We start from the raw sequence: 12,642 nt of genomic DNA on the forward strand, positions 1-12,642 counted from the left end.
ATAAGTGGTAAGCCATGCATTTCCTGGACATTTTCAGCAGCATACTGCTTCTCGCAGGTGTTTTTTTTGGCTTGAGTGGCGCTGTCGGGCTGTTCAGATTTCCTGACTTTTTCACCCGGGTACACGCGGCCAGTGTCACCGATTCTATAGCCGCCATCCTGATTATTGGTGGTTTGCTGTTACAAACCTCATTCGATCTGAATACGGCCAAGTTAGTGTTTATTCTGCTGTTTCTAATGATTACCAGCCCTACGGCCTCACATGCACTGGCAAAATCTGCTCGTCATGGTGGATTGCTTACATTGGCAGAAACAAGCACAGAAGATAAACAGGAGAAAGCTCAGTAATGGCAGAGTTTATTGATCTGGTGCTGCTGGCAATGCTTGCACTGACCGCCTTGCGAATCATTTTCTTAAAAGATCTGTTTGCCGTCGTAATGTTGTTCGGTATCTACAGTTTTCTATCGGCTTTGATATTTGTGAACCTTGATGCGGTTGATGTTGCCTTTACTGAAGCCTCAGTTGGTGCTGGTATTTCTACAGTTCTGATGCTCGGGACGCTGGCGCTGACTGGCCGAAAAGAGAAACCAAGTAAGCACTCTACGTTACTACCGCTTTTTGTTGTCTTCGTCACTGGTGCGGCGTTAATTTATGGCACACTCGATATGCCTCCTTTCGGGCATCCCGATAATCCAGTGCATCAACATGTCGCACCACGTTATATAGAAGAGTCACCTAAAGAAGTTGGCTTGCCGAATATGGTCACGTCTGTGTTAGCGAGTTATCGCGGCTTCGATACGCTGGGTGAAACGGTCGTAGTATTCTCCGCAGTTATTGGTGTTCTCTCTTTGCTAGGGGTAAGACGCAATAAGAAAAAAGACCTTGAATCGGGCCTGGAATCACACAGAGTGCTGCATGTGGTTGCTAAAATCATTATTCCTCTTGTGATTCTCTTTGCCCTATATGTCCAGTTTCATGGCGACTTTGGCCCCGGTGGAGGCTTCCAGGCAGGCGTAATCGCGGCAGCCGCTTTTATTTTGTACGCTCTTGTTTTCGGGCTAGCCAATGCGTTCGCAGTAGTAGGACCTAAATTCTTACAGTTGATGGCTTCTTTTGGCGTGCTGCTATATGCCAGTGTCGGTTTGTACAGTATGTATAAAGGTGGTCACTTCCTTGATTACAATAAACTCGCTGCAGACCCAATAGCCGGTCAACACTACGGCATCATCATTATTGAGCTGGGTGTCGGTATTACAGTGTTTGCGGTCATGCTGAATATTTTCTATGCCTTTGGCAGTCAGGCTGAGAGGTCAAACGTCCAGTGAGCTTTATTCTCGATTATTACAACTACTGGATCGTCGTTTTTTTGATGATGGCCGGTTTTTACATTGTTATTTCTGCCAACAATCTGGTTAAGAAAATTGTAGGTCTGAATATTTTTCAAACCTCTGTCTTCATGCTCTATATATCCATGGGCAAGGTTAGCGGAGGCACAGCGCCTATAGTCGCTGAGGGAGTCTCTCAATATTCCAACCCTCTTCCCCATGTCCTTATTCTTACAGCCATTGTTGTTGGTGTTGCCACTACGGCAGTGGGTCTTTCACTGATAGTCCGGATTAAACGCGCTTATGGCACTGTTGAAGAGAACGAATTTGAAAACAAGGATGATGCCATCTGATGCTTGAACAACATTTAGCTGCGCTTCCTATCATTCTGCCCCTGATTGCAGCACCTGTAACACTTATTCTGGGTCGATCAATAGTTTCCTGGGGCTTTGCCACCCTGGTCAGTGGCCTCGCATTTCTGCTGTCCTGGCAACTGCTGACAGCAGCACTATCTGATGGTGTGCTCAGCTATGCCGTCGGCGGCTGGGCGCCTCCCTGGGGGATCGAGTTACGAGTTGATGTTGCCAATGCCTTTGTCCTGCTGGCGGTAACTGCTATCTCAACACTGGTGCTGGTTTATTCGAAAGAGAGCATAGAAAAAGAGGTGAAAGCTTCAAATCACTCACTTTTCTACACCGCACACTTACTATGCCTTGCGGGCCTTTCAGGCATACTGATAACAGGCGATGCGTTTAACCTCTTTGTGTTCCTGGAAATCTCTTCACTGGCGACCTACACCTTAGTGAGTCTGGCATCGGACAGGCGTTGTCTGACGGCAGCATTCCGTTATCTGGTAATGGGCACAATCGGTGCGACCTTTATCCTGATCGGTGTTGGCTTGCTTTACATGAAGACCGGCACCCTGAACATGCTGGATCTCGCTGACAAAATTGACCTTTACGATAGCAGTCGTACGATTAACACCGGGCTCGCGTTTATCATGGTTGGTGTCAGCATTAAGCTTGCACTATTCCCATTGCACATGTGGTTACCACCGGCATATACCCATGCGCCTTCGGCAGTGACAGCATTTTTGGCCAGTACCGCTACAAAAGTTGCGGTCTACGTCATGATCCGCTTTATCTTCACCGTCTTCGGCATTGACCATGTATTTGTTGATATGGGGATGGGCCTTATCCTGATGGTGCTGGCGGTTGTGGCTATCTTTCAATGCTCCTACATGGCAACCGTACAAAGCAACGTTAAGACCATTCTTGCCTACAGTAGTGTTGCGCAGATTGGCTATATGATTCTTGGGCTTAGCCTGGTAAGTGTGGCCGGACTCATGGCCAGTATGATCCATATTTTTAACCACGCGCTGATGAAGGGGGCACTGTTTATGGCTGTGGGTGCAGTGTTTTATCGCGTTGGTTCTGTCGATATCAAAGCCTTTGCCGGATTAGGCCGGAAAATGCCTCTGACAATGGCGGCGTTCACCATCGCTGGACTGAGTATTATTGGCGTGCCGCTTACCGTTGGCTTTGTTAGCAAATGGTATTTAGTTACAGCGGCCCTGGAGCAGGGTAACTGGATTGTAGCAGCGTTGGTATTGATCGGTTCACTATTTGCGATTATCTATATTGGCCGGGTTCTTGAGGCTGCTTATTTTCAAAAACTACCTGAATCGCGGAATTCAGAAAGTATTAAAGAGATCTCCTGGCTGATGCTGGTTCCTATGTGGGTACTTGTCATCGCCAACATCTATTTCGGTATTGATACCAGCCTGACGACCGAAGCGGCGAATAGTGCATCTGAATGGCTTTTCCAAACTAACAATATGCTTGAAAGTAAGGTGTTGGAAGGTAATGTGCAGGAGGCTTCTTCATGAATCTCTGGCAAGCACTCGAACCGGCACAGTTAATTACACTATCTATTTGTGTTCCGTTTATTGGTGCGCTACTTGTTATCGCGACAGGAAAAATACCCAATCTGCGTGAAGCTGTAACACTGATAACAGCAGCAATACTGTTCAGTATTGTTCTGGCAATTACCGATTACACTTTCCAGGGAACAACGCTCCGCTTAGATGTGATCGAACTGTTTCCGGGGCTTGGAATCAGCTTTAATGTTGAACCTTTAGGTGTACTATTTGCCCTTGTTGCCAGTTTTCTGTGGATTGTCACCAGCATATATGCCATCGGATATATGCGAGGTCATAACGAAGAAAACCAGACGCGCTTCTTCTGCTGTTTTGCACTGGCAATTAGTTCTGTCATGGGTATCAGCTTTTCAGGAAACCTGCTTACGCTGTTCATTTTCTATGAGGTACTGACCCTCTCCACTTACCCTTTGGTGACCCACGCTGGCAACGATGCGGCGAAACAGGGGGGGCGGATCTACCTGGGTATTCTTCTGAGTACCTCAATCGCATTCCTACTATTGGCGGTGCTTGGCACGTATGCCATGACGGGAACGCTGGATTTTCGTGCTGGTGGTATTTTTGATGACTCACATAGTAAGGTTGTTCTCAGTGTTCTGCTGGTTCTGTTCTGCTACGGCATTGGTAAAGCGGCTATTATGCCTTTTCATCGCTGGTTACCCGCTGCGATGGTTGCTCCTACCCCGGTAAGTGCGTTATTGCACGCGGTTGCTGTCGTAAAAGCCGGCGTATTTAGTATCCTAAAAGTTGTTATCTATATCTTTGGTATTGAAGGCCTGAAGGATCTGGCGACAACCGATATCATGCTGTATATCGGCGCGGCGACAATATTACTGTCATCTTGTATTGCCATGACCAAGGATAACCTGAAGGCACGACTGGCCTACTCAACAGTAAGTCAGCTTAGCTATATCGTGGTAGGTGCACTTCTCGCATCTTCAATCGCCAGTGCCGGTGCTGCCTTGCACATTGCTACTCATGCTGTCGGTAAGATCACGCTGTTTTTCTGTGCCGGTGCCATTATGGTCGCCAGCCATAAGAAAAACATCAGCGATATGGTTGGTTTAGGTCGAAAAATGCCCATTACTTTCGCCGCGTTTACTATCGGGGCAATCAGTATTATCGGTTTGCCACCTATGGCCGGTACCTGGAGTAAATGGTATCTCGCCATTGGCGCATTAGAAACGGATAAGCTCATTATCGTGGCGGTTTTGATGGTGAGTTCTTTATTGAATATAGCTTACCTGTTACCGATTCCTATCAAGGCTTTTTTTACTAAGCCCATTGAAGGTGCAGAGCCCTGGAGCTGGTCGCAGACTAAGGAAGCCCCGCTACCTATTTTGGTTGCCCTGACCATTACTTCTGCCTGTTGCCTGGCACTGTTTTTCTATCTTCAGCCCCTGGTCGAACTCATTAATTTGATTCCGGGAGTTTCAACGGATATGAGAGCTTCAACGAATATGGGGGAAGGCTAAATGTCTGATAACCATGATTCAGATGGCTGGTTTGATAAGCCAGAAAACGTTAGGAAATTGTTAAAAGTTTTCTATGTTATTTGCGGCCTGTTAGTCCTGGTTGATTTTATTGTGCACCGACATATTTACCACGACTGGGAAAACATCCCGGCTTTTTATGCCATCTATGGTTTTGTTGGTTGTGTGGTTCTGGTACTGATAGCTAAAGAGATGCGTAAATTTTTGATGCGTGGGGAAGATTACTACGATGAATAGTGTAATACCGTTTCTTCCTCTGCTGCTTGGGGCCCTGGCAGCAATTGTGCTGCGAGGCTGGTTGCGTAATCTGATAATGTTAGTGGCGCCAATCCTGGGTGCTATCAACCTTATGGGCATGGAACATGGCGTGTTCTGGTCTGTTGAATTTATGGGTTATGCCCTGGAGCCTGTAAAGGTAGATAAACTCAGCCTGATGTTTGGCTATCTCTTCCATATCGCTTCATTGATAGCCGTTATTTATGCTCTTCATGTAAAAGATACGATCCAGCATGTAGCCGGCCTGGCTTACGCTGCAAGCGCTGTAGGCGCAGTATTTGCTGGCGATCTGCTTACTCTATTCGTATTCTGGGAACTGCTTGCACTGACCTCGGTATTCCTTATCTGGGCTCGCCGCACGGATCGCGCTTATTCTTCTGGCGTTCGCTACCTGATCATTCAGGTATTGTCCGGCGTCTTGTTACTCGTAGGCCTTTTGATTTTCGCTCAGGTAAACAACAGTTTGCTGTTCAATCAAATCGGCTTGCAACATGAAGGCATCGCCCAAATTGGTGCCTGGTTGATTTTCTTCGCCTTTGGCATCAAGTGTGCGTTTCCCTTTATGCACAATTGGCTCACCGATTCTTATCCTGAGGCTACCCCAAGCGGTACAATTTTCTTAGCTTCATTCACGACGAAGGTTGCGGTGTACGCTTTTGCCCGTGGTTTTCCAGGTGAGGAAATTCTGGTTTGGATCGGCGTCACTATGGCGTGTTTTCCAATCTTCTTCGCAGTAATCGAAAACGATCTTCGACGCGTACTCGCCTATAGTCTGATCAATCAGGTCGGTTTTATGATAGTAGGTATTGGTATCGGTACTGCGATTGCCTTAAATGGTGCCGTAGCTCACGCCTTTAATGACGTTATCTTTAAGGGTCTATTGATGATGACCATGGGTGCGGTATTGCACATGACGGGAAAAATCAATGGCTCAGAGCTGGGTGGTTTATATAAGAGTATGCCCAAAACTACCATACTCTGTATTGTCGGAGCAGCCTCTATCTCCGCGTTCCCACTGTTCAGCGGTTTCGTATCTAAGTCGATGATCATGGCTGCTGCCGTTGCTGAAGGCTATGATGTCGTTTGGCTGTTGTTATTATTCGCTGCTGCAGGTGTATTCCACCACGCAGGAATCAAGATTCCTTACTTTGCTTTCTTTGCGCACGATTCGGGTATTCGTACAACAGAGCCGCCTAAGAATATGCTTTTTGCCATGACATTAGCCGCAATAGGCTGTGTTGTATTAGGTACTTTCCCGGCACAAACGGTTTACGCCCTGTTACCCTGGGAGCATAGCTATCAGCCCTATGATGTTACCCACGTGTTAACTCAGCTTCAGTTGCTGTTCTTCTCGGCGCTTGCGTTTGTATGGCTGAACCTGCGGAATATGTATCCGCCTGAGTTGCCATCGACCAATCTCGATGCTGATTGGTTATACCGTAGGCTTGCGCCGGCTTTTGCAAAAAGGGTTGCGAGTACAACCTACGGAACTTATGTCAACTTTGAAAAGTCTGTAGCCATTTCTATCAGACAGATGGTCCAGAATTCCTATGATTCAGAGTCAGGCAAACCTAAAGGTTACTTCGCAAGGCTCTGGCCAACTGAAACAATGGTCGTTTGGGTCGCGGTATTGCTGGCGATCTATCTGATATTTTATTACATACCTGATCTGCTCTGATCAATCTGAGTACTTCAGTGTAAGATAAACATTACGGGTTCATCGTTATGGCAAAGGTTTCCTACTGAGCTTTTGAGTCAGATGATCAGAATATTTAATGGAGTATCTGTGATGACTGGAATGCTATTGGTGAACCGGCAGGGTAGAGTTAAGCCGATGGCAAGGTTGCAAAAAAGCTGCAGGATTATGCTGTCTGTTTGCCGAAAGTGAAGCCTGTAATTTGAGGTCATGATGGGCCTGGGAAAAGCAATAACTGAGTATGTTCAGCCCCCGTTATACGGGGCTTGCAGATTGTCTTCGTTTTGACTCCATTATTAGTGTTAAAATACCCGCCAAACCATGGCGGGCTACAGCCTGGCTTTGTCTTCGTTTTAAATACCCCAATACATGATTGTATTTAAAAAATTAAAACCAGGACAATTGGAATGAAAACGAAGTCAGTCCTCTTGGGATACTTCAATTTAAGTCGGTTATCGATTCTGAATAAGCGGTTCCCGGCTTAAAGTAGCAACAATACGCTAGTTCGTTACTGCTTTTGCATGTCTGCATACCAATTCCCTGGCATGCAGGCGCACTGATCCTATGTTCTTATTATCTGGCCCACTCTGACGCTTTTGTCGATGCTCTAAATCGGTAAAACAGAGCTGATATTCTATGCGCTGATCCTGGCTAACACTAAGCTGGGCATTGCCTCATGCGGCGGGACTTAATCGCACCTTTGTATGGGCTCCACTGGTATTGCAAGCGTTTTGTGGTTGGCATTTTAGGTTTAACTGTTTGCTTGTATCCGGTCTCTTACATGAGCCAGCTTACGCTGTTTCAGCCCATATCCAAATACCCATTTTAAGAGGTGAAACTCTTGAGGAACCCATAAGTAATTGCTTTTATAGTATTAGGCTGTGATTTCCGTTTATCTCTGATTCGAACCCTTCACTTTATGCGGCAGTCTTATTTACTTTTTGTGAACAATAGCAAAAAGCTATTGTTGTTTTTTTGCATGTGGGAATACAAGGTCATGTTAATTGAGGTCATTAGATGCAACTTATAAGTGATGACACCTTAGAATTTGAAGAAATTGAAAGTAAACCTGAGTCAGGATGCGTCTCTAGAAAATCCTACCGGTTGCCCTTGAAGAATAAAGAAAATTTTTTGTTGGAATTTGACAGCAATACTTATCCCTTACTTGATATGAGCATTGAAGGAGTCTCTATAGAAGTTCCGGCAATGACGCCTATCTCCCTCGGTGACATCAAGTCTGCATGTAAGATAATTTTTGGAGACAAAATTTTTGCAGGTTTGGTGGGCAAAGTTGTACACACTTCTCTTGATTGTGATGGGAACTGGATATGCGGTATTCATTGGTTAAATATTGATGAAGATATCAGTAATAGCATAGAGCAAGCCTTACTTGCCCTGCGAAAAGAGATGTTTAAATATGCCTGAACAAGAACAAATCGACATTATGGGTTTGTTACTTAACGATGATGTTAATGATGATATTGAAGAGCTGGAGTTGCTTAATAATTTAATTTTCAGTGATGCTGAAAATATCGACAAACGCGAAGCAGGTAAGCATCAGGGTGAACTTGTTTGGCAAGAAGATAGTGACAAGTTTGCAATTTCTATATGGAAACTAAAGGGAAAAATCAGTCTTAAAGTTACTTCCAAGTCGAAGACAGAAGTATCTATTCCAAGACTCGCAAAGGTTGCGTTAAATGCAATCATGGAAGATCTGAAGAAGGCTAAGCTATGACTATTATTGTTTGCCCAAATTGTTCTCGACGGCATCGTGCAGATGCAAGCAAGATTGCTTCAAAGAAAAGATTACTTGTGCGGTGTAAGGCATGCAATCATAGATTTCAGATAAACCTGGATCATAGCGATATCATACAGCCTGTTCCGCCAGAAATTTCTGAACCTCAGAAAAGCCCGAAGAGTACCAGAAAAATTTGTGTATCTTTAAGCAAGGGGGGGGTTGGCAAAACCACAACTGCTGTAAACCTGAGTGCCGGTCTGGCTATGGCTGGGTATAAGGTTTTATTGGTAGATACTGACACTCAGGGTCAATCATCTTTCCTTCTGGGGAAAAAGCCTCAGGCGGGTTTGACAGAGCTTTTAACTGGAGAGCTTAGTGCAGAAGAGGCTATTGTGCAGGCCAGACCAAACCTTTCGCTGCTAAGTGGTGGCAGATCACTTGCGGGGGTTAAGCGTATTATAGACAAAAAGAGTTTTGGCGCTGAGTGGACTCTGACGGAGGCTTTGGATGGCCTGGACAAAGATTTTGATTTTGTAATTATTGATACTTCTCCTGGGTGGGATCAACTGACAGTAAACGTTCTTTTCTATTCCACTGAAGTACTTACGCCAGTTTCGCTTGAGGTAATGTCCCTGCATGGCTTGGCTGAATTCACTAAAAACCTTCATGCTATAAAAAAATACAAACAAATTGATCTGACCTATATCCTTCCAACCTTTCTTGATACACGGGTAGAGCAACCTAAGGATATCTATAGAAAACTACAAAGTCTTTATGGGGATAAGGTATGCACCCCAATAAGGTATGATGAGCAATTAAGTCGCACCCCTTCCCATGGGCAAACAATCTTTGAGTTTCTCCCCGATGGTGATGGCGCTGCGGATTACGCGGCATTGGTAAGAACTATTACCAATGATAAGACTATCCTTCTTGGAGGCGTGATAGGCAATCAGGGAGTAGTCATTCCAACTATGTAAGCGACTGTTTTAAAAGAACATTAAAATATAAAATGACGGATGGAAATCATTCAGCTCATTTGTGCATCGTGGAGTATTTGTAGGAATTTGCAATGGCAGGGGGGGGCAGAGCAGCAGTTGATGCAGATGCTAACGTTTTTAAACTACCTGGGGAAGGTACGATTAAGTCGGTTATCCATTCTGAATAAGCGATTCCCGGCTTACAGTAGTAACAACATGCTAATTCGTGTGGGAGCATCGAGTGCTCTCAGGCTTTGTGATTCGGGGCTTTAAGATTGTCTTCGTTTTAATTCGATTGATAGTGTAAAATTCCCGCCAAAGCATGCGCCCTAAAGACTCACTTTGTCTGCGCTTTAAGTATCGTCGATACATAAATCTGTTGATGAAGCGGTCAGTTCGTTCAGGCTATACTCACCCCCAGTTTTGCATCTAAAGATTCCGAAAGAGTAATTCAATGGAAATCAAAGTTAATTTCTTAGAAAACCTCAGACTTGAAGCTAAGTTTGATGATTTCACCGTCACCGCAGATCAGCCTATTCGTTACAAAGGCGATGGCTCTGCGCCAAGTCCGTTTGATTACTTTCTGGCCTCATCTGCGCTGTGTGCAGCCTACTTCGTGAAGGTCTATTGTAAGGCCCGGGATATCCCGACGGAAGATATCCGACTCTCGCAGAATAATATTGTTGACCCGGAGAACCGATACAACCAGATCTTTCAGATCCAGGTGGAACTGCCGGAAAGCATATCTGATCGCGATCGTGAGGGGATTCTGAGATCAATCGACCGGTGTACAGTTAAAAAAGTGGTTCAACAGGGCCCTGATTTTAAGATTGAAACGGTTGAGGACCTGGACGAAGATGCCACCATTATGGCGATGGGCATGGCCGATGATGGCCATAACACCATGATTCTGGGTAAAGACCTGCCGCTGGAGCAAACCATTGCCAACATGAGTGGTATGCTCGAAGAGCTGGGCATGAAGATCGAAATATCGTCCTGGCGTAATATCGTCCCCAATGTATGGTCCCTGCATATCCGCGATGCCGCGTCACCGATGTGTTTCACCAACGGTAAAGGAGCATCTAAAGAAAGCGCTCTGTGTTCTGCCCTTGGCGAATTTATTGAGCGGGCCAGTTGCAACTTCTTCTATAACGATCAGTATTTCGGTGAAGAGATCGCGAATAGTGAATTCGTACATTACCCCAACGAAAAGTGGTTCAAACTAACCCCGGACGATGCGATCCCCGAAGGGCTGATGGATGACTACTGTCTGGAAATATACAACCCTGATGATGAGCTGCGGGGCTCTAACCTGGTCGACACTAACTCCGGTAACCTGGAGCGGGGTATCTGTGCCTTGCCGTTTGTACGTCAGTCCGATCAGCAAACCGTATACTTCCCATCCAATCTATTAGAAAACCTGTTTCTGAGTAATGGTATGAGTGCCGGCAATAATATTTTCGAAGCTGAGGTGCAGTGCGTTTCGGAAATATTTGAGCGGGCGGTTAAAAAGCAGATCATCGAAGAAGAAATTGTATTACCCGATGTTCCCCGGCATGTTCTGGAAAAATATCCGAACATCCTTGAAGGGATCAAAGGGCTGGAAGAGCAGGGTTTCCCTGTTGTGGTTAAGGATGCCTCGCTGGGAGGACAGTTCCCGGTTATGTGCGTCACCCTGATGAACCCAAGAACCGGCGGTGTGTTTGCATCCTTCGGTGCCCACCCAACCTTTGAAGTGGCACTGGAGCGCAGTCTTACAGAGCTGCTGCAGGGTCGAAGCTTCGAAGGCCTTAATGATGTACCGGCGCCAACATTCAACAGTCAGGCTGTGTCTGAGCCGAACAACTTTGTTGAACACTTTATCGATTCAACCGGGGTTATCTCCTGGCGCTTCTTCAGTGCTAAGCATGATTACGAATTCTGTGAGTGGGATTTTTCCGGCACCAACGAAGAAGAAAATAGCGGCCTTATGGATATCCTGCATAACCTGGGCAAAGAGGTTTATATAGCTACCTTTGACGATTTTGGTGCCTCTGCATGCAGGATCGTAGTACCGGGTTACTCAGAGGTTTATCCGGTTGAAGATCTGGTTTGGGATAACACCAACAAAGCGATCCCGTTCCGCTCAGACATCCTCAATATTCATTCCCTGGATGATGATCAGCTGGCAGATCTGGTTGAGCGCCTGGAAGAGAGTGAGGAAGATAACTATACCGAGATCAAAACTCTGATCGGCATTGAGTTTGATGAAAACACGGTCTGGGGGCAACTGACGATCCTTGAGCTGAAGATTCTTATCTATCTCGCCCTGCAGCAGCATGAAGAGGCGATTGAGTTGGTAGAAAGCTTCCTGCAGTACAATGACAATACAGTAGAGCGAGGCCTGTTCTATCAAGCGATGAATGCGGTACTGGAAATCATGCTGGATGATGAGCTGGAGCTGGAAGATTACCAGCACAATCTACGCAGGATGTTCGGCGATGAAGTCATGGACAACGTTATAGGTTCTGTTACCGGCGAAGTTAAGTTCTATGGCTTGACCAGGACCAGTATGAAACTTGAAGGGCTGGATAAGCACCTGCGGCTGATTGAGAGCTATCAAAAGCTGCATAAAGCCCGGGCAGCCAGAGTGGCAAATTAGTCGGGATAGTCCTGGTCATTTTTGTCCTAATCTTAAACCCAGTTCTTTCGGACTGGGTTTTTTTATGTCCTCCCCCAAAAAAATAAACTCAAACAGAATCAATGACCCTTATTCCTTGAGTTCCCCCTTGAATTACCCTTGAATCTGGAGCCCCACCAAAGGGCACCTAACATCGCAGGATCGCTCATGCTGTACCACTGCTGCATAAAGTAGATATGCAATATCGTCATTAGCGGATAGCTTTGTAATTGACGGTAATCCCTCGTTCAGCCTGTAGATCTTCTATATCACAGTGATTTAAGTTAAATCGATAGTAGAGCCATACTGCGTATTGGATAAATTCTGATGAGAAGTGATGTTGTTTGTGCTTATGCTGTGTTGTTTTCAGTTCTGGATTATCCAGTAGCAGTCGTTAATTTGTCATATCAAGAGGAGCAACAGGTTCCATATGATGCCTGTTGATTTGACAAAAGTGATCACAGCCAAACTACACTACATGAATAGTGGCTATCGGAAATGCGGATATTTCCCCAACTGTAATAATGGTTTAGCGATCCA

The 12,642-nt window shown here is 45.6% G+C and carries 11 protein-coding genes and 1 pseudogene; 11 read left to right on the forward strand and 1 reads right to left on the reverse strand.

Annotated features, from left to right (window positions below; all coding sequences use genetic code 11):
• The first annotated feature begins 14 nt into the window (after positions 1-14).
• From mnhG to ACQUQM_RS05095, 11 genes are all read left to right on the forward strand, one after another.
• Positions 15-347 carry a monovalent cation/H(+) antiporter subunit G gene (gene mnhG, locus ACQUQM_RS05045; protein WP_432473396.1) on the forward strand — a complete coding sequence of 111 codons (333 nt, stop codon included), beginning with the start codon at positions 15-17 and terminating at the stop codon, positions 345-347.
• Complete coding sequence (locus ACQUQM_RS05050) at positions 347-1,324, forward strand: DUF4040 domain-containing protein (RefSeq protein WP_432473397.1); 978 nt, start codon at positions 347-349, stop codon at positions 1,322-1,324. The genes mnhG and ACQUQM_RS05050 overlap by 1 nt, the downstream gene beginning before the upstream one ends.
• Positions 1,321-1,677, forward strand: coding sequence for a cation:proton antiporter subunit C (locus ACQUQM_RS05055; RefSeq protein ID WP_432473398.1), 357 nt, complete (start codon positions 1,321-1,323; stop codon positions 1,675-1,677). The genes ACQUQM_RS05050 and ACQUQM_RS05055 overlap by 4 nt, the downstream gene beginning before the upstream one ends.
• Positions 1,677-3,212 carry a monovalent cation/H+ antiporter subunit D family protein gene (locus ACQUQM_RS05060; protein ID WP_432473399.1) on the forward strand — a complete coding sequence of 512 codons (1,536 nt, stop codon included), beginning with the start codon at positions 1,677-1,679 and terminating at the stop codon, positions 3,210-3,212. Before ACQUQM_RS05055 ends, ACQUQM_RS05060 begins: the two co-directional genes overlap by 1 nt.
• Positions 3,209-4,738: a monovalent cation/H+ antiporter subunit D family protein gene (locus ACQUQM_RS05065; RefSeq protein ID WP_432473400.1), complete on the forward strand. Its 1,530-nt coding sequence runs from the start codon at positions 3,209-3,211 to the stop codon at positions 4,736-4,738. Before ACQUQM_RS05060 ends, ACQUQM_RS05065 begins: the two co-directional genes overlap by 4 nt.
• On the forward strand, positions 4,739-4,993 hold the full coding sequence (locus ACQUQM_RS05070) for a hypothetical protein (RefSeq protein WP_432473401.1): 255 nt from the start codon (positions 4,739-4,741) through the stop codon (positions 4,991-4,993).
• Positions 4,986-6,710, forward strand: coding sequence for a Na(+)/H(+) antiporter subunit D (locus ACQUQM_RS05075; protein ID WP_432473402.1), 1,725 nt, complete (start codon positions 4,986-4,988; stop codon positions 6,708-6,710). Before ACQUQM_RS05070 ends, ACQUQM_RS05075 begins: the two co-directional genes overlap by 8 nt.
• Before the next feature lie 1,035 nt (positions 6,711-7,745).
• Positions 7,746-8,153, forward strand: coding sequence for a PilZ domain-containing protein (locus ACQUQM_RS05080; protein ID WP_432473403.1), 408 nt, complete (start codon positions 7,746-7,748; stop codon positions 8,151-8,153).
• Positions 8,146-8,463 carry a hypothetical protein gene (locus tag ACQUQM_RS05085; protein ID WP_432473404.1) on the forward strand — a complete coding sequence of 106 codons (318 nt, stop codon included), beginning with the start codon at positions 8,146-8,148 and terminating at the stop codon, positions 8,461-8,463. The genes ACQUQM_RS05080 and ACQUQM_RS05085 overlap by 8 nt, the downstream gene beginning before the upstream one ends.
• Entirely contained in the window at positions 8,460-9,443 is a 984-nt protein-coding gene (locus ACQUQM_RS05090) for an AAA family ATPase (RefSeq protein WP_432473405.1), read from the forward strand. The genes ACQUQM_RS05085 and ACQUQM_RS05090 overlap by 4 nt, the downstream gene beginning before the upstream one ends.
• 454 nt (positions 9,444-9,897) lie before the next feature.
• Entirely contained in the window at positions 9,898-12,084 is a 2,187-nt protein-coding gene (locus ACQUQM_RS05095; protein WP_432473406.1) for an OsmC domain/YcaO domain-containing protein, read from the forward strand.
• A gap of 155 nt (positions 12,085-12,239) precedes the next feature.
• Here ACQUQM_RS05095 and ACQUQM_RS05100 read toward each other — a convergent pair.
• Positions 12,240-12,338 (reverse strand): annotated as a pseudogene (locus ACQUQM_RS05100) (IS5/IS1182 family transposase); the annotation flags it as partial.
• Positions 12,339-12,642: the final 304 nt, after the last annotated feature.

It is taken from the genome of Amphritea sp. HPY (genome assembly GCF_050870985.1).
In the GTDB taxonomy this organism is placed as follows: Bacteria; Pseudomonadota; Gammaproteobacteria; order Pseudomonadales; family Balneatricaceae; genus Amphritea.